The organism is Streptomyces sp. JH14 (assembly GCF_029428675.1).
Classification (GTDB): Bacteria; Actinomycetota; Actinomycetes; order Streptomycetales; family Streptomycetaceae; genus Streptomyces.
In genome coordinates, this window is record NZ_JAJNEL010000001.1 from 3,203,670 (window position 1) to 3,221,512 (window position 17,843).

At 72.2% G+C, this 17,843-nt stretch carries 15 protein-coding genes; 9 read left to right on the forward strand and 6 right to left on the reverse strand.

The genetic code is table 11. From position 1 onward, the window contains the following. Nucleotides 1–256 precede the first annotated feature (256 nt). From LRD69_RS14435 to LRD69_RS14450, 4 genes are all read right to left on the reverse strand, one after another. Entirely contained in the window at nucleotides 257–946 is a 690-nt protein-coding gene (locus LRD69_RS14435; protein WP_277326979.1) for a DUF2993 domain-containing protein, read from the reverse strand. Between the two features lie 167 nt (nucleotides 947–1,113). After that, the gene (locus tag LRD69_RS14440) at nucleotides 1,114–2,409 is read right to left on the reverse strand and encodes a hypothetical protein (RefSeq protein ID WP_277326980.1); all 1,296 of its coding nucleotides are present in this window, start codon (nucleotides 2,407–2,409) and stop codon (nucleotides 1,114–1,116) included. A gap of 10 nt (nucleotides 2,410–2,419) precedes the next feature. Further along, the gene (locus tag LRD69_RS14445; protein ID WP_072488004.1) at nucleotides 2,420–2,674 is read right to left on the reverse strand and encodes a MoaD/ThiS family protein; all 255 of its coding nucleotides are present in this window, start codon (nucleotides 2,672–2,674) and stop codon (nucleotides 2,420–2,422) included. 41 nt (nucleotides 2,675–2,715) lie between these two features. Further along, on the reverse strand, nucleotides 2,716–3,534 hold the full coding sequence (locus LRD69_RS14450; RefSeq protein WP_277329737.1) for an alpha/beta fold hydrolase: 819 nt from the start codon (nucleotides 3,532–3,534) through the stop codon (nucleotides 2,716–2,718). 375 nt (nucleotides 3,535–3,909) lie between these two features. Here LRD69_RS14450 and LRD69_RS14455 point away from each other — a divergent pair, with 375 nt between their 5' ends. The 5 genes from LRD69_RS14455 to LRD69_RS14475 all read left to right on the forward strand — a co-directional run bounded on the left by LRD69_RS14455 (nucleotide 3,910) and on the right by LRD69_RS14475 (nucleotide 9,362). Further along, the gene (locus tag LRD69_RS14455; protein ID WP_277326981.1) at nucleotides 3,910–4,722 is read left to right on the forward strand and encodes a response regulator transcription factor; all 813 of its coding nucleotides are present in this window, start codon (nucleotides 3,910–3,912) and stop codon (nucleotides 4,720–4,722) included. A gap of 24 nt (nucleotides 4,723–4,746) precedes the next feature. Further along, on the forward strand, nucleotides 4,747–5,793 hold the full coding sequence (locus LRD69_RS14460) for a LacI family DNA-binding transcriptional regulator (protein ID WP_277326982.1): 1,047 nt from the start codon (nucleotides 4,747–4,749) through the stop codon (nucleotides 5,791–5,793). Nucleotides 5,794–5,897: 104 nt separating this feature from the next. Then, on the forward strand, nucleotides 5,898–7,031 hold the full coding sequence (locus LRD69_RS14465) for a trypsin-like peptidase domain-containing protein (RefSeq protein WP_277326983.1): 1,134 nt from the start codon (nucleotides 5,898–5,900) through the stop codon (nucleotides 7,029–7,031). 187 nt (nucleotides 7,032–7,218) lie between these two features. Further along, nucleotides 7,219–7,950: a response regulator transcription factor gene (locus LRD69_RS14470; RefSeq protein ID WP_277326984.1), complete on the forward strand. Its 732-nt coding sequence runs from the start codon at nucleotides 7,219–7,221 to the stop codon at nucleotides 7,948–7,950. 50 nt (nucleotides 7,951–8,000) lie between these two features. Further along, nucleotides 8,001–9,362 (forward strand): HAMP domain-containing sensor histidine kinase, encoded by a 1,362-nt coding sequence (locus LRD69_RS14475; RefSeq protein WP_277329738.1) that lies wholly within the window; start codon nucleotides 8,001–8,003, stop codon nucleotides 9,360–9,362. 70 nt (nucleotides 9,363–9,432) lie between these two features. Here LRD69_RS14475 and LRD69_RS14480 read toward each other — a convergent pair whose 3' ends face one another. Both LRD69_RS14480 and LRD69_RS14485 read right to left on the reverse strand, forming a co-directional pair. Beyond that, nucleotides 9,433–9,852, reverse strand: a complete 420-nt coding sequence (locus LRD69_RS14480) for a DUF302 domain-containing protein (protein WP_277326985.1) — start codon at nucleotides 9,850–9,852, stop codon at nucleotides 9,433–9,435. A gap of 95 nt (nucleotides 9,853–9,947) precedes the next feature. Beyond that, nucleotides 9,948–11,783: a bifunctional metallophosphatase/5'-nucleotidase gene (locus LRD69_RS14485; RefSeq protein WP_277326986.1), complete on the reverse strand. Its 1,836-nt coding sequence runs from the start codon at nucleotides 11,781–11,783 to the stop codon at nucleotides 9,948–9,950. A 430-nt stretch (nucleotides 11,784–12,213) separates the two neighbouring features. On the opposite strand from LRD69_RS14485, the gene mshD reads away from it, so the two are divergent. The 4 genes from mshD to LRD69_RS14505 all read left to right on the forward strand — a co-directional run bounded on the left by mshD (nucleotide 12,214) and on the right by LRD69_RS14505 (nucleotide 17,548). Beyond that, nucleotides 12,214–13,137, forward strand: coding sequence for a mycothiol synthase (mshD, locus tag LRD69_RS14490; protein ID WP_277326987.1), 924 nt, complete (start codon nucleotides 12,214–12,216; stop codon nucleotides 13,135–13,137). A gap of 676 nt (nucleotides 13,138–13,813) precedes the next feature. After that, nucleotides 13,814–16,060 (forward strand): RNA degradosome polyphosphate kinase, encoded by a 2,247-nt coding sequence (locus LRD69_RS14495; protein WP_277326988.1) that lies wholly within the window; start codon nucleotides 13,814–13,816, stop codon nucleotides 16,058–16,060. After that, a complete protein-coding gene (locus LRD69_RS14500; RefSeq protein ID WP_277326989.1) occupies nucleotides 16,047–17,147 on the forward strand; it encodes a CHAD domain-containing protein in 1,101 nt (366 codons plus the stop codon). Before LRD69_RS14495 ends, LRD69_RS14500 begins: the two co-directional genes overlap by 14 nt. After that, nucleotides 17,144–17,548 carry an NUDIX hydrolase gene (locus LRD69_RS14505; protein WP_277326990.1) on the forward strand — a complete coding sequence of 135 codons (405 nt, stop codon included), beginning with the start codon at nucleotides 17,144–17,146 and terminating at the stop codon, nucleotides 17,546–17,548. Before LRD69_RS14500 ends, LRD69_RS14505 begins: the two co-directional genes overlap by 4 nt. Nucleotides 17,549–17,843 lie beyond the last annotated feature (295 nt).

The following is a 17,843-nucleotide window of genomic DNA, read 5'->3' on the forward strand; positions in this document are numbered from 1 at the left end:
GCGGCCATGTCACCGTTGTGTCGCATCTTGAGACACGATCGTCCACACTGTGGTACGTCAGCGGGTTGGCCCCGCCGCGCGCACCGATCCCCGGCCGGTCGGACCGCTCGGTCATCTACAGGTCGGACAGGTCCGTCTCATTATGTGGCGCGACGGGCCACCAGGACGCCTATCCGGTCGCGACACGGATTACGTGTCGCATCACCGGCCCGTTTGCGGACCGGACCGGACCGCTGCCGGCTGCCGGCCCGGCCGCTCATCCGCCGAGCGGGATGTCCGAACCCGTCACCGAGATCTCCAGGCCGTCCCTCGTCGGCTCGATCCGCTGCAGCTTCAGGCCGTTCGGCAGGGCGCCGACCTCCCGCTCGAAGTCGGTCTTCTTGCGCACCAGATCTTCGAGGCCGGGGATGCCCTCGCCCGGCACCTTGTCCGCATGCACCCGGACGGTGTGCCCGTCGACGAGCGTGACGGTGGAGGTCACGCTGCGCGAGAGCGTCCGGCCGAGGATGTCGACGGTGCCGGTCACCTTCACCTTGCCGTTGCCGCCGTACTCGACCACGACACCGTCGTCGGCCACGTGCGTCAGATCCTCGTACGAGATGGTCGCCGTGCCCGTGGCGCGGGCGGCGGTGGCGCTGGAGAAGCCGCCGGACAGCGCGATGTCGTGGAGTTCGGCGTTCATCTCGCTGATCCGGATCCTGCGCCCCGCCGCGGCGGTCTCGATGCCGGTGAGCCTGATGTCGACCTCGTCGAGCGTGGATCCGGCGACCTGTGTCAGAAACGGGAAACCCTTGATGGAGACGTCCGTCGAGTCGACCGTGGAGCCGCTGATGTCGACCCTGCCCTCGGCCTCCGACTCGGCGAAGTACACCGCCGCCCGGTCCACGGCGATGCAGACCCCGCCCAGAACCACCACGACGACCAGCAGTATTCGCAGTGCGCGCATGCCCGTTCTTCCCCCACCCTGCATCCGTTCCGGCCGGACCCCCGGTGTCCGTGAGCCTGCTGTGGCTGCACGGCACACCCGGGGGATCGACGAGCGGGGGGTCCTCCCCGGTTCCCGGGCCGGTACACAGGTATCGGCCCGGGAACGCGGGGCAGGGATCGTGCGGGTCAGGAGAGCGCGCGGCCGATCAGATAGACGGCGGGCGCCGCGGCGGTCAGCGGCAGCGCCACACCGGCGGTCATGTGCACGAAACGTGACGGGTAGTCATAGCTGGCCGCCCGCAGCCCGATCAGCGCGCAGCCCCCGGCCGCGAGCCCGAGGAGGGCACCCTTCGCACCGAGGTCGGTCAGCCCGCCGGCCGCGACACCGGCCCCCGCGGCCGCGAGCAGGGCGACCACCACCGAGGCCGGTCCGGGCAGCGGCAGCGCCCGGGCGAGCACGGCGACCGCGACGGACACACCGCCCACCGTCACCGCGTCCGGCACCGCGGCAAGGTGCCCGGCGGCGAGGATCGCCAGGGCCGCCGAGGCGACGGTGGCCATCAGCCCGTACATCCGCTCGTCGGCGCCCGCGTGACTGCGCAGCTGGAGGACGACGGTGAGCAGCACCCAGATGCCGAGGGTGCCGAGGATCGCCGCCGGAGCGTTCTCCCGGCCCGCGGCGAGCAGCACGACATCGGCGACGAACCCGCCGGCGAAAGCGAGCGCGATGCCCTGCCGGGCCGGCCACATGCCGTTCAGCCGGAACCAGCCCGCCGCGGTCACGGCCTGGAGCAGCACCAGCGGTACGAACAGGGCGTACTGCCCGATCGCGGCACCGAGGGCGAGCAGCAGCCCGAGCCCCGCGGTGATCGCGGCCGGCTGCATGCCCGGCGCGATGATCGGCGAACGGCCCTCGGCACGGGCGCGCTGGGCGTCGGTGATGCGGCTGTTGCCCAGCGTGGTGGGGGCGCTGTAGCCGGAGGTGTCGTGTGCGGCGGCTTCCGCCGTGACAGCGCCGGGGGCGGCCTGGACCTCGGCCGGCAGTGGGTGGGAGCCCGTGGCGCCCTGTGGCGGCTGCGGGGCGGCCTCGGCGTACGGCTGCTCGTACTGCTGCTGGGCGTAGGGCTGCTCGTACTGCTGCTGGGCGTAGGACTGCCCGTCCTGCTGCGCCTGCCCGTACTGGGGCTGGGCATAGGACTGCCCGTCCTGCTGCGCCTGCCCGTACTGCGGCTGCCCGTACTGCGGCTGCGGCGCGGGCTGGACGGCCGGCTGGTACTGGGTGTCCCAGGTCTGGCCCTCCCACGTCTGTGTGACGCCCGGGTCCGGGAACGCCTGGCCGTTCGGGTCGTACGGGGCCTGCTGCCCGTACGGCTGCTCGCCGTACGCCGCCTGCGGCTCCTGCCCGTACGCGTAGCCGTACCCGGCACCCGGTCCCGACCCGGGCTCCTGTCCGTACGGATGCTGCTGATCGCTGCTGCTCATGTTCTGCGGTTCACCCTCCTGCGAACGGCGGGAGCACCTCGACCGTGCCGCCCTCGGCAAGGCGTACGGTCTCATGGCCGCGGGTCCCGACGGGGTCACCGTCGATCAGGAACGAGCACCGTTGCAGCACCCGGGTGAGCTCTCCCGGGTGCCTCTCACGCACCGCGTCGAGCGCCTCTGCGAGCGTCGCGGCTGTGTACGGCTCCTCCGCGGTCCCGGCGGCGGCCTTGGCGGCGGCCCAGTAGCGGATGGTTACCGCTGGCATGGCGACGCTCCCTTCGTCTGGCGTCAGCTGTCCATGATGAATCACGCGGCCACCGACCAGTCCGCGATACGGGTGAGCAAGCTCTCGTCCGCCGCGTTCTCCGCGTGCCCCATGCCCCGCTCCAGCCACATTTCGGCACCGCCCCGGGCCGCGTCGGCCAGCATTCTCGGGTGGTCGAGCGGGAAGTAGGGGTCCTGGTCGCCGTGGACGATCAGCAGCGGGGCCGGGGCGATCAGCGGGACCGACTCGACCGGCGAGAGCGGCACGGGGTTCCACTCGTTGCGGTCGATCCGGGTGCCGAAGCCGTACCGGCCGACCACCCGGCCGACGGGCCGGGTCACCACCCAGTGCAGTCGCCGCATCGGGGCCGTTCCCCGGTAGTACCAGCGGGCGGGGGCACTCACGGCAACCACTGCATCCGCGTGCGCTTCTGTGCGCCCCCCGTGCGCGGGAACCGGACGGGCAGTCCCACCGGTGACCTCGGCCGTACCGGGCGCCGTATACAGCGCGCCGTGCCGCAGCACCACGGAACCACCCATCGAGAACCCGACCGTCACCACACGGCGGTGCCCGAGGGAGCGCGCCCAGGCCACCGCGGCGGCCAGATCCAGCACCTCGCGGTCACCCACCGTCGACCGCCCGCCGGACCCGCCGTGCCCCCGGAAGGAGAACGTGATCACGGCCGCACGCTGGGCGAACACCCGCGCCGCCCGCCGCACGGCGGGCCGGTCCGCCGCGCCCGTGAAACCGTGCGCGACCACGATCGCCGTACCGGCGCCGACCGGGCCGGTGCCGGGCCCGGCACCGGTCGTACACGGTTCGTACACCGCCTCGATCGACAGCCCGTCATCCGTCCGCAATGTCGCACGCCGGGCCCCCGGCGTGATCAAACAAACAGGGGAACTCCGAAACGGACTCTCGGACACAGAACTCATGTGGGCTATTCTGCTGGGAAGAGGATCCGGGCAACGCAGCCCCCGGGTCCTTTTGTGCTTTCCCCGCGTTGTTACGACGACGTTTCGACAAGCTCAGCGGACCCAGGGCGCGGGGCCGCACCGTAAAACCCGTGTGACGGATGTCGTGCGGGAGCACCGTAAAAACGTACGAAGAAGTGCCGCATACTCCCCCGGGTCCCGCCCGGGAGTGCCCCTCTCGCAGGGAACGAGGAGGACCGACGTAATGGGCGAGCAAACCGTGCACGATCATCGACCGACGACTCAGGCAGGTGGGCGGCGATGAGTTCACTGCTGCTTCTGACGAATGCCCTCCAGCCGTCGACGGAGGTGCTTCCCGCCCTCGGTCTTCTGCTGCACAACGTGCGGGTGGCCCCTGCCGAGGGCCCCGCTCTCGTCGACACCCCCGGTGCCGACGTCATCCTGGTCGACGGGCGCCGCGACCTGCCGCAGGTGCGGTCGCTGTGCCAGCTGCTGCGGTCCACCGGACCGGGCTGTCCGCTGATCCTCGTCGTGACGGAGGGCGGTCTCGCGGCCGTCACCGCCGACTGGGGCATCGACGACGTGCTGCTGGACACGGCCGGACCGGCGGAGGTCGAGGCACGACTACGGCTGGCCACCGGCCGGCAGCAGATCACCTGCGACGACTCCCCGATGGAGATCCGCAACGGCGATCTGTCGGTCGACGAGGCGACGTACAGCGCGAAGCTGAAGGGCCGGGTCCTCGACCTGACCTTCAAGGAATTCGAACTGCTCAAATACCTCGCACAGCACCCGGGCCGGGTCTTCACCCGCGCCCAGCTGCTCCAGGAGGTCTGGGGCTACGACTACTTCGGCGGTACGCGGACGGTCGACGTCCATGTCCGGCGGCTGCGCGCCAAGCTCGGCCCCGAGCACGAGTCGCTGATCGGCACGGTCCGCAACGTCGGCTACCGCTTCGTCACGCCGGAGAAGGTGGAGCGCGCGGCCGAGGAGGCCAAGGCCAGGGCGGCGAAGACGGGGGCGGACGCGCCGGCCGGAGCCCTCACCCGTCCGGAGTACTCGGAGGTAGCCGAGGTCACGGAAGAAGCCCCTGTCCGGCCTGCCAACAGGTAGGTCCATCCGCGTAGACTGCCGCGCGTGGCCAAGGTGACGCGGGACGATGTGGCGAGACTGGCGGGGACGTCGACCGCGGTCGTCAGCTACGTCATCAACAACGGACCCCGGCCGGTTGCCCCGGCCACGCGCGAGCGGGTACTCGGCGCGATCAAGGAGCTGGGCTACCGGCCCGACCGGGTCGCCCAGGCGATGGCGTCACGGCGGACCGACCTCATAGGAATGATCGTTCCGGACGCCCGCCAGCCGTTCTTCGCGGAGATGGCGCACGCGGTCGAACAGGCCGCGGCCGAGCGCGGAAAGATGGTCCTGGTCGGCAACTCCGACTACCGCGACGAGCGCGAGGTCCACTACCTGCGGGCTTTCCTCGGGATGCGGGTCTCCGGGCTGATCCTGGTCAGCCAGGGCCCCAGCGAGCGGGCGGCGGCCGAGATAGAGGCATGGGACGCGCGGGTCGTGCTGCTGCACGAGCGGCCGGAGGCGATCGATGACGTCGCGGTCGTCACGGACGACATCGGCGGCGCGCAGCTGGCCACCCGGCACCTGCTCGAGCACGGCAACGCGTACGTGGCGTGCCTCGGCGGCATGGAGACGACTCCGGCGGTCGGCGACCCGGTCGCCGACCACGTCGAGGGCTGGCGCCGGGCGATGCACGAGTCCGGACGGTCGACCGAGGGCCGGCTCTTCCAGGCCCCGTACAACCGTTACGACGCCTACCAGGTGGCGCTCGGGCTGCTGGCCGGCCCGGACCGCCCGCCGGCGATCTTCTGCTCGACGGACGACCAGGCCATCGGGGTGCTGCGGGCGGCGCGCGAACTGCGGATCGATGTGCCCGGGGAGCTCGCGGTGGCGGGCTTCGACGACGTGAAGGAAGCGGGTCTGACCGATCCGCCGCTGACCACGATCTCCTCGGACCGCCCGGCGATGGCGCGCGCCGCGGTGGACCTGGTGCTCGACGACGCGCTGCGCGTGTCGGGGTCGCGGCGGGAGCGGCTGAAGCAGTTCCCGTCGGCGCTCGTGGTGCGGCGCTCGTGCGGGTGCGGGGAGCCGGCGGCCGGTCTGCTCCAGTAGGCGGCCGACGCCCGTACGGTCTTTATATCGGGCATACGCGGTTCTGCCGGGCTTCTCAGCGCCCGCTCAGGCTTCTCTCATGTTCCGTGGCCACAGTCGTAGACATGACTGAGAGCCAGCGCCCGAGCGGCGAGTACCCGACGTACCCCTCGTACGGCAACGGTGACGCGGCCTACCCGCCGCCGCCCGCCTACCGGCCCGCGCAGCCGATCTCCACCGGCCCCGGAACCACCGTGTGGCCAGGCAACGGCGGCGCCGACGGTCACAGCGGTGGCGGCGACGGCTACGGCGGCCACGGCCAGGGGCTGCCGCAGCCCGCCCCCCAGCCGTCCGGGCACGGACGCCGGGTCCGGCGACCGGTCGCCCTCCTGGCGTCCGTGGCCATCGCGGCGGCGGTCGTCGGCGGGGTCACCGCCACCGCCATCGGCCAGTTCACCGACGCCGGCTCCGGCGGCACCGGCAGCAGTGGTGTGGTCAGTGGCACGACGGTCTCGCAGAGCAGTGCGGGCACCGTCGCCGGCGTCGCGAAGGCGGTGTCGCCGGCGATCGTCGAGATCGGCGCGACCTCGACCGCGGGCGAGTCCACCGGCTCCGGCGTGGTCATCACGTCCGACGGCGAGATCGTCACCAACAACCACGTCATCGCGGGCGCCTCCTCGATCAAGGTGACGCTGAGCACCGGCAGGACGTACACCGCGAAGGTCCTCGGCACGGACGCGGACAAGGATCTCGCGCTCATCGAGCTGCAGGGCGCGAGCGGGCTGAAGACGGCCACGCTCGGCGACTCGTCCGGGGTCCAGGTCGGCGACCAGGTCGTCGCGATCGGCTCGCCCGAAGGCCTCACCGGCACCGTCACCAGCGGCATCGTCTCCGCGCTGAACCGCGATGTCACCGTCGCCAAGGACAGCGAGGACGGCCGGGGCCAGTGGCAGCAGGGCGGGGGCGACGGCGGCTGGCCGTTCCAGTTCGGCGGGCAGCAGTTCAACGGTGACACCGGCGACTCGACCACCACCTACAAGGCCATCCAGACCGACGCCTCGCTCAACCCCGGCAACTCCGGTGGCGCGCTCATCAACATGAAGGGCGAGATCATCGGTATCAACTCGGCGATGTACTCGGCGAGTTCGCCGGACGGATCGAGCAGCTCCGGTGCGGGCAGCGTCGGTCTCGGCTTCGCCATCCCGGTGAACACGCTCAAGGCCGACCTCGGCACACTGCGGTCCGGCGACGGGGACTGAGGCGCCCGGCCGTGAACCACCCGCCCGGCACCCCCACCGGCACCGCCCGCCGCGCGGGAACCGGGCCGCACGACGCCGCGCCGCGGCCGTGCGAGGCTGAGAGAGCGGGGCGCGGAGACCCCGGACAGGACCCCGCACGGCCGGACACGGAGAGCACGGCCGGACACAGAGAAGAGGAAGACGAGCGATGAGCCCCGCCGAAGACGATCCGCAGCGCATCCTGATCGTCGACGACGAGCCCGCCGTGCGCGAGGCCCTGCAGCGCAGCCTCGCCTTCGAGGGATACGCCACGCAGGTCGCCGTCGACGGCCTCGACGCGCTGGCCAGGGCGGAGTCGTACGCCCCCGATCTGATCGTCCTCGACATCCAGATGCCGCGGATGGACGGCCTGACCGCCGCCCGCCGCATCCGCTCCACCGGGGCCACCACCCCCATCCTGATGCTCACCGCGCGTGACACGGTCGGCGACCGGGTCACCGGGCTCGACGCGGGCGCCGACGACTATCTGGTCAAGCCGTTCGAACTGGACGAGCTCTTCGCCCGCATCCGGGCCCTGCTGCGCCGCAGCTCGTACGCGGCCGCGGCGGGCGGCGACGTCCCCGACGCCGATGTGCTGTCGTTCGCCGATCTGCGGATGGACCTCGCCACCCGTGAGGTCACCCGCGGTACGCGCCGCGTCGAACTGACCCGGACCGAGTTCACGCTGCTGGAGATGTTCCTGGCCCACCCGCGGCAGGTGCTGACCCGCGAGCAGATCCTGAAGGCGGTCTGGGGCTTCGACTTCGAACCGAGCTCCAACTCCCTGGACGTGTACGTGATGTACCTGCGCCGCAAGACGGAAGCGGGCGGTGAACCGCGGCTCGTGCACACGGTGCGGGGCGTCGGGTACGCGCTGCGGGCCGGCGGGGGTGACGGGTGACGGGCCCGCTGCACCGGATCCGCGCGCTGCCGCTGCGCTCCCGGCTGGCGATGCTGGTCGCGACCGCGGTGGCGGTCGCGGTGGCGGCGGTGGCTCTGGCCTGCTGGCTGACCACGCGGGACCGGCTGATCGAACAGCTCGACTCGAGTCTGCGACAGGTCCGTCCCACCGGGGCCGACGTCGACGTCCTCACGCGGGCCTGCGCCGACCCGGACGAAGTCCTGTTCCTCCCCACGTCCTACACGCTCCAGCTGGTGCTGGCGACGAGCACGACGCCCTGCACCCAGCCGGAGAAGTCCCCGATCCCGGTGCAGCTCGCCGACCGGGCCGTCGCCGCCGGGGTGCGGAGGGACGCGGTGCACACCACCGCGGCGAAGGACGGCACCGAGATGCGCGTCTACACCTCGGCCGTTCACGGTCCGGGAAGCCGCCCCGGGATCGCCGTATCCGTGGCCCTGCCCATGAAACAGGTCACCGACCCCCTCGACCAGCTGGCGCTCGTCCTGCTCTCCGTCTCCGGCATCGGCGTCATCGGCGCGGGCGCCGCCGGCCTGTGGGTGGCCCGAACCGGCCTGCGCCCCGTGGACGAACTCACCGAGGCCGTCGAGCACGTCGCCCGCACCGAGGACCTCACTCTCCGCATCCCGGTCGAGGGCGAGGACGAGATCGCCCGGCTGTCACGCTCCTTCAACTCGATGACCGCTTCCCTCGCCACGTCCCGCGACCGGCAGTCGCAGCTGATCGCGGACGCCGGCCACGAACTGCGCACCCCGCTGACCTCGCTGCGTACGAACGTGGAACTGCTCGCCCGCAGCGAGGAGACCGGCCGGCCGATTCCGCCGGACGACCGCAGGGCGCTGATGAAGTCCGTCACGGCGCAGATGACCGAGCTGGCCTCCCTCATCGGCGACCTCCAGGAGCTGGCCCGACCCGATGCGGCCAGGAGCGGCCCGCTGCAGGTCGTCGGCCTGCACGACATCGCGTCCGCCGCCCTGGAACGGGCCAGGCTCCGCGGGCCCGAGCTGACCATCACCGCGGACCTCGAACCCTGGTACGTGCGGACCGAGCCGGCGGCGCTGGAACGGGCCGTCGTCAACGTCCTGGACAACGCAGTGAAGTTCAGTCCGCAGCACGGCACGATCGAGGTGGCCCTGCGCGGCGGGGAGCTGACCGTACTGGACCGGGGCCCTGGCATCCCGCCCGAAGAACTCCCGTATGTCTTCGAACGCTTCTGGCGTTCCCCGTCCGCCCGCCAGCTGCCGGGCTCGGGCCTGGGCCTGTCGATCGTCGCGCGTACGGTCCAGCAGTCCGGCGGCGAAGTCTCCCTGCGCCCGGCGCCGGGAGGCGGCACGGAGGCCTGGATCCGTCTGCCGGGCGCCCCGCAGCCGCCGCCGGAGACGACGGGGGCATGACGGCCGCCCCCCGGACCGGGGCCTGCGGGGCGTCTGTGCCGCGGCCTCGGCCGTGACCCGCCCGGCCGGCCTACTCCGGGACGGGCCCCGTCGCCTGGCGTACGGCGGCCACCGTGCTGGCCTCCACCGCCGCGACGCCCGCTTCGCTCGCGGGCCCCAGACCGTGACGAGCCGCCAGCCAGGAGGCATCGTTGCAGGTCACCCAGGTGTCACCGGCGGCGTCCTGCCAGGCCAGCGCCTTCGACGGGAGGTCGATGCCGGCGGTCTGCCGGTCCTGCATCAGCTGCGTCCCGCCCTCGGGCTTGCCGAAGATCAGCAGCTCGGTCGGCCGGAGATCCAGGCCGATGCTGGCGGCATGGTCCGCGTGGTCGATCCGCGCGAACACCTGGAACCCCGAGGCGGTGATCGCCTCCTGGAGCCGGTCGATCGTCTCGCGGACGGTCCCGTTCCCGGCAACGGTGACCAAGCCGTCATCTGCGTCTGCAGTCATGTTTCCGACACTATGCGAGGCCCTGCCCCGAACCGCTGACGACAGCGGGGCGGTGGGCCGGATGGCCCACCGCCCCGCTCACCCGGTCCTCCGGCCTACTGAACGACCGTGATCCGGTCCGTGGCCGGCGGGGCCAGCGGCGCCGTGGCCGACGAGTGCGCCGCCAGATACGCGTTGAACAGGTCCAGGTCGGACGGGCCGACCAGCTTGTTGGTGCCCTGTCCGAGCGCCGCGAAGCCGTCGCCGCCGCCGGCCAGGAACTCGTTCATCGCGACGCGGTACGTCGCGGCCGGGTCGATCGCCGCACCGTTCAGCTTGATCGTGCCGACGACGACGCGGTCAGCTCCCGTCTTCGTCATGTCGAGGGTGTACGTGAGGCCCCTGGACACCTGCAGGATCTTCGGGCTGGCCTCGTTGGCGCCGCTGACCTGCTGCTGCAGCGCGCTGATCAGCTGGGCGCCGGTCAGGTCGACGGCGTTCATCATGTTGGTGAAGGGCTGCACGGTGAACGACTCGCCGTACGTCACCACCCCGTCGCCCTCACTGCCGGTCGACGTGTACACCAGGTCCGCGCGGATGCCGCCCGGGTTCATGAAGGCGACGACCGCCCCGCCCTTGTCCGCCGGGGCCATGCCCTCCAGCTGCGCGTCGGCGATCAGGTTGCCGAGCGGCTTCTCGGGGGCCGTGGAGCCGCGGCCGTTGATGTCGGCGGAGATGAAGCCCTGCGGCCTGCTCGCGATGGGGGCCGCGAGGGTGTTCCAGCGGGCGATCAGGGCCGTCATGTCGGTGGCCTTGGGCTGGTCACGGGTGACGATGTGGTTGGCCGAGGTCGGGTTCGACGAGCTCGCCGTCTTCACCGCCGTACGCACGATGTCCTTGGTGCGGCGGTCGTACGTGAGGGTCGTGTCCGTGTACAGCTTGCCGAACGACGACGCCGAGGTGACCATGCGCGGGTTGCCCGCCGGGTCCGGCACGGTGCACACGTACGCCTGGTGGGTGTGGCCCGTGACCAGCGCGTCGACCTTCGGGCTGATGCCCTTGGCGATGTCCGCGATCGGCCCGGAGATGCCGTCGCCGGCGCCGGGGCTGTCGCAGTTGTAGTTGTACGACGAGGAGGCGGGGGCACCGCCCTCGTGGATGAGCGCGACGATGGACTTCACGCCCTGCCGGTCGAGCTCCTTGGCGTACTTGTTGACCGTCTCGATCTCGTCGTGGAACTTCAGGCCCTTGACGCCGTTGGCGGTGACGATGTTCGGCGTCCCCTCCAGGGTCACCCCGATGAAGCCGATCTTGACGCCGTTCTTCTCCCACACCGTGTACGGCTTGAGGATCGGCTTGCCGGTCTCCTCGCTCGTCACGTTGGCGGCGAGATACGGGAAGTCGGCGCCCGGGAACGTCTTGCCCTGCTCGTAACACCCGTCGACGGGGTGGCAGCCGCCGTTCTGGAGGCGGGCCAGTTCGGTGGCGCCCTCGTCGAACTCGTGGTTGCCGACGGATGTCACATCGAGGTCCAGCTTGTTGAGCGCCTCGATGGTCGGCTCGTCGTGGAAGAGCCCGGACAGCAGCGGGCTGGCGCCCACCATGTCGCCGCCGGCCGCGGTGATGGAGTAGGCGTGACCCTTGCGCGCGGTACGCAGCGAGGAGGCGAGGTACTCGACACCACCGGCCGGAATCGACTTCGTCGTGCCGTCGGCCTGCGTCTCGGTGACGTTGCCGGCCGAGCCGGCCGGCGGCTCCAGGTTGCCGTGCAGGTCGTTGAAGGACAGCAGCTGGACGTCGACGGTGCGTGCGGGCTCATGGTGCCCGTGGCCGTGACCGTGGTCCTGGGCGCCGGCCGGCATCGCGGCGACGAGCGCGCCGACGGTGGCCAGCCCGGCTGCGGCGGACAGCACCCGCCGTGACGCACGGTTCTTCTGCGGTGTCGCTGACATCGGTCCCCTTGTGAGTTCAGCGGGAGTTCAGAGGGAGGCTTCGGCCCGCAGCCTAGAGTCAACGCGCGTAGCGCGACAGGTGTTTCGAGTTACGAACTGGTTGCCTTGTGGTCAGTAAGGGGACCAAGTCCCGCGCATCACCCGCATGGCGCACATATACGGCATGCGTGCACGGGCGCCGCCCCCGTGCCGCACGGACCGGCCGGGCCCGAACTGCCGCCCGGCCGCTGCCCGATGACCGACGGAACGCGTCCGGTCGCACCGGCCCCGGCGCAGGTACGGTCGCAGCCCGGCGCCGGCGCCGGAACCTCGCCCGCAGCACGGACGGCGTACCGCACCACGCCCGCGAACAGCTCGACCGGAGGCACGCCCCGAGACGTCGGCCCCGACCCTCCCCCACCTCCCCCCGCCCCGCCGTACGCTCGTACGCATGACGACTGATGTACCCTTCCCCGCCCCCGGGCGCGAGATCCAGACGCTGGACGTGCTCTCCGACGACCAGGCCGCCGCCGTCCTCGACCTGCTCGGTGAGGCCACCCGCGCCGACGGCCGGCCCGCGGTCTCCGAGCAGGGGCGGCTGCAGCTCAGGGGCGGGAGCCGGGAGGGCGTGCGGCATCTGCTGCTCACCCTGTCCGGGACCCTCGTCGGGTACGCGCAGCTGGAGGACACGGACCCCGTCGAGGCGCCGGCCGCCGAACTGGTCGTGCACCCCTCGTACCGAGGCCAGGGACACGGCCGGGCGCTGGGTGCCGCACTGCTCGCCGCGACCGGGAAGCGGCTGCGCGTCTGGGCGCACGGCGGGAAGTCCGCGGCGCGCCATCTCGCCCAGGTCCTCGGCCTCTCCCTCTTCCGTGAACTGCGGCAACTGCGCCGCGGCTTGAGCCCGCTGGACATCGCGGAGCCCGTACTGCCGCCGGGTGTCACCGTCCGCACCTTCGTGCCCGGCCAGGACGACGCCGCCTGGCTCGCGGTGAACAGCGCCGCCTTCGCCCACCACCCCGAGCAGGGGGCGCTCACCCAGCGCGACCTGGACGACCGCAAGGCCGAGCCGTGGTTCGACCCGAAGGGCTTCTTCCTCGCCGAGCGCGACGGCGAGCTGATCGGTTTCCATTGGACCAAGGTGCACGCTGAGGAGCAGCTCGGCGAGGTCTACGTCGTCGGCATCCGGCCCGACGCGCAGGGCGGCGGCCTCGGCAAGGCGCTCACCGCGATCGGGCTGCGCCATCTCGCCGCCGAGGGGATGCCGACGGCGATGCTCTATGTCGACGCGGACAACAAGGCGGCCCTGTCGGTGTACGAGCGGATGGGATTCGCCACCCACGAGGTGGACCTGATGTACCGCACGGAGTCCTGAGACGGCAGGGCTCCTCCCGGGGGCGGCGCCACGCGCCGCCGCCCCTCAAAGGACGTCCTCGCCGCACACGGCCCGCGCTCACGGTGATCCTGATCCCGGGAACCGTACGCAGCGGACTGCGGCCCCTGCGGACGGCGATCAGCACCGCCGCGGACGGGACCGGGATGGCCGCCGGGACCTGCACCGTCGGGACCGGCCGTGCCACCGGCGGCGGCGCCCGCCCTCCGATGGAGATCTGCCGGCCCCTACGGCCGACGAGGCCCGGCGCCTCACCGGGCACGGCACCGCCGGGCGGCACGCCGACCACCATCCGGCCCGGCGTTTCCGGCGGTCGGACCGGCCTCCTGCCCGTCCTCGGCGCCGCTGCCGCTGCCGTCGCCCGGGGCGGGTCGCGCGGGGTCGGCCCGGGCACCGCGCGGGCCGGTCGCCACCCCGGCCGACCCTCCGCCCGGGCGCCCCGGACGGCACACCCACGGCAACCCCGCCACCGCACACCGCTTCCTGCACGTCATGTCGCCGTTACCGGCCATTCAGAAGCGCTTGCGACCCTCTCAGGATGCAGCCAGCTGTGCCGACCCCCCGCAACGGGAGAAATCCCGGCGGAGACCGCGCGTTCCCCGCGATCCCCGCACTCTCCGACGCGCCCCGGAAGCCTTCCGCGCGGAACAATAGGGCCATGAGCCAGCAGCCCAGCTCCGAGGTCCCGGTACAGCCCGCCGCGCAGCCGTCCATCGGCTCGCTCGCCGCGCACCGTCCGCATGCCGTCGCGGCGTCCAACGGCGGTCTTTCCACCGCCGCCGACTTCGATCCCGACCTCGATGCCGACGTGGACGGGTACGAGCCCGATGTCGACGGCAACGAGCTGCCCCAGGGCCGTTTCCTCGACCGCGAGCGCAGTTGGCTCGCGTTCAACGAGCGCGTGCTCGAACTCGCCGAGGACCCGGCGACGCCCCTTCTCGAGCGGGCCAATTTCCTCGCCATCTTCGCCTCGAACCTGGACGAGTTCTTCATGGTCCGGGTGGCCGGACTCAAGCGCCGTATCGCCACCGGCGTCGCCAACCGCTCCGCGTCCGGTCTGCAGCCGCGTGAGGTCCTCGACCTGATCTGGACCCGGTCGCGCGAGCTCATGGCGCGGCATGCCGCCTGTTACCAGCAGGACGTCGCGCCGGCGCTCTCCGACGAGTCGATACAGCTGATCCGCTGGCCCGAACTGACCGAGAAGGAACAGGCCCGGCTGTTCACCTTCTTCCGGCAGCGGGTCTTCCCCGTACTGACACCGCTGGCCGTCGACCCGGCGCACCCGTTCCCCTACATCTCGGGTCTCTCGCTCAACCTCGCGGTCGTGGTGCGCAACCCGGTCAGCGGCCACCGCCACTTCGCCCGTGTCAAGGTGCCGCCGCTGCTGACCCGGTTCCTGGAGGCGTCGCCGCAGCGGTACGTGCCCATCGAGGACGTCATCGCGGCGCACCTGGAAGAGCTCTTCCCGGGCATGGAGGTCCTCGCCCACCACATGTTCCGGGTCACCAGGAACGAGGACCTCGAGGTCGAGGAGGACGACGCCGAGAATCTCCTCAAGGCCCTGGAGAAGGAACTCATGCGGCGCCGCTTCGGCCCGCCGGTGCGCCTGGAGGTCGAGGAGTCCATCGACCCGTACGTCCTCGACCTGCTGGTCCGTGAGCTGAAGGTGTCCGACGCCGAGGTCTACCCGCTGCCCGGACCGCTCGACCTCACCGGCCTGTTCGGCATCGCGTCGCTGGACCGGCCCGAGCTGAAGTACCCCAAGTTCATCGCGGGCACCCACCGCGACCTCGCCGAGGTCGAGTCCTCCTCCGCGCCGGACATCTTCGCCGCGCTGCGCGAACGCGATGTGCTGCTGCACCACCCGTACGACTCGTTCTCCACCTCCGTCCAGGCGTTCCTGGAGCAGGCGGCGAGCGACCCGGACGTGCTCGCGATCAAGCAGACCCTGTACCGCACGTCGGGCGACTCACCGATTGTCGACGCCCTGATCGACGCCGCCGAGTCCGGCAAGCAGGTCCTCGTGCTCGTCGAGATCAAGGCACGCTTCGACGAACAGGCCAACATCAAGTGGGCGCGCAAGCTGGAGGAGGCCGGCTGCCATGTCGTCTACGGCCTCGTCGGGCTGAAGACGCACTGCAAGCTCTCCCTCGTGGTCCGCCAGGAGGGAGACACGCTGCGCCGCTACTCGCACGTCGGCACCGGCAACTACCACCCCAAGACCGCGCGGCTGTACGAGGACCTCGGCCTGCTGACCGCCGACCCGCAGGTCGGGGCGGACCTCTCCGACCTCTTCAACCGGCTCTCCGGCTACTCCCGCCGCGAGACGTACCGCCGTCTCCTGGTCGCCCCGAAGTCCCTGCGCGACGGGCTGATCGCGCGCATAAACAAGGAGATCGCGCACCAGCGCGCCGGGCGCCCCGCCTACGTGCGGTTCAAGGTCAACTCGATGGTCGACGAAGCGATCATCGACGCCTGCTACCGGGCCGCCCAGGCGGGCGTGCCGGTGGACATCTGGGTGCGCGGCATCTGCGCGATCCGCCCCGGCGTCACCGGCCTCTCCGAGAACATCCGGGTCCGCTCGATACTCGGCCGCTTCCTGGAACACTCCCGGGTCTTCTCGTTCGGCAACGGCGGGGAACCCGAAGTGTGGCTGGGCAGCGCCGACATGATGCACCGTAACCTCGACCGCCGGATCGAAGCACTGGTCCGGGTCACCGACCCCGCCCACCGTGCCGCGCTCAGCCGACTCCTGGAGACCGGCATGGCCGACACCACCTCCTCCTGGCACCTCGGTCCCGACGGGAACTGGACCCGGCACGCCACGGACGCGGACGGCCAGCCGCTGCGGCACGTACAGGAAATGCTCATTGACGCCCGGAGGCGCCGGCGTGCCACGCCCTGACCACCAGACGACAACCCGGACGGACGTGACCGCGGGTGCGGTCCTCGCTCCGTACCTGCAGGATCAGGCCGCGGAATTCCTGCGGAGCCTGCGCCTGCACCGCGAGAGCAGTGCCCCCACGGACGCCGGGACACTCGCCGCCGAGGAGGCCGCCGGTGCGCTGCGCCGGTCGGCCCGCCGGATCAGCGGCACCCTGCACACCTTCCGCTCGGCGCTCGAACCGGGCTGGGCCGAGCAGCTCCGTACGGAACTGTCCTGGCTCTCCGGCACGCTGGCCCGCGAACACGCGTACGCGACCCGGCTCACCCGGCTCCTCGAGGCGCTGCACGCCCTGTCCGGCACCTCGGCGGTACCGGCGGCCCGCACCCGCGCGAAGGCGGCGGGGGCTGTGGAGATCGCGAACGCCCCGGGCACCGCACCCCGCGACACCGATGCCGCCCCGCCCGAAACCCCTCCGCACGACGTCACCCCGCAGCCTGTGGCCGGCCCCCGGACCCGCGCCGCGCTCGATGTCGGCGCGGCGCGGGCCGGGGCGCTGCTGGAACGGCAGCTGACCCTTGCCAGGACCCGCGCGCACTCCGCGGCCCTCCAGGCGTTCGGCTCGTCCCGGTTCCACGCGGTCGCCGACGCGGTCGCCCTGCTCGCCTCCGAGGTCCCGCTCTCCGCCGCGTCCACCGCCCCGGCCGCCGAGATGCTGCACGGACCCGCGCGCCGGGCCGAACAGCGGCTGCTCGGTGCGGTGGCCGCGCTCCCCTCCGCCCACCAGGCGGTCGAGCCGTACGACGAGGCGTACGACGCGCCCTGGCACCAGACCCGCCTTCTGCTGCGCCTGCACCGTTACGCCCACGAGGTGGTGCGCGGCGCCCCCGACCCGGTCCTGGCCGCGCCCGGACACGCGCTCGACCTGCACCGGGACGCGGCGGAGGCGGCCGCGGCGGCAGCCGCTGCGGCCCGCACACCCCGGATCGCCCCGGCCACCGCGTACGCCCTGGGCGTGCTCCACGCCGACCAGCGCCACGAGGTGGAGGCGGCCCGCGAGGTGTTCCGGGAGACCTGGCCCCACACCGCGGCGGCGACCGCGCCATGAGCGACACCACCACCGTGCGGGCCGCGGGGTGCGTGCTGTGGCGCCGCGCACCGCACTCCGGAGAGCTGGAGATCTGCCTGGTCCACCGGCCCCGCTATGACGACTGGTCGCACCCGAAGGGCAAGCTCAAGCGCGGCGAGCCGGCCATCGACGCCGCTCTGCGCGAGGTTCTGGAGGAGACCGGGCACCACTGCATACCGGGGGCCCGGCTGCCGACGATCCGGTACGTCGCGAACGGCCGGCCCAAGGAAGTCATGTACTGGGCGGCCGAGGCGACGGACGGCACGTTCGTCCCGGACGACGAGGTGGACCGCATCCTCTGGCTCCGCCCCGACGCTGCCCGCGCCCGCCTCACCCAGCCCCGGGACCGCGACCTGCTGGACGCGCTGCGGCTCGGATGACGTCGCGCCCGGGTCCGGGGCGGAGGGTTCCGTCCTCAATCGCCGGACGGGCTTGGTTGTGTCACCCCGGGCCGTGGGGGTGCCGTCGCCTCCGGCCGGGGGTGGGGTGGGCGGTGCCCCTCCGGGGCGTCTCCTCAGGACTGGCGCGGAAGCCCGCAACGCGGACGAGCCCGGCAGGTGCGCCAGTCCCTGCGGGGACTCCCCTGCACGGCCCCACCATGTATCACTCGCGCCTGCGACCCGGTGGTCGGACATGAAGGCCCACCGGGCCGCTGACGCGCGACGGCCCGGTCCG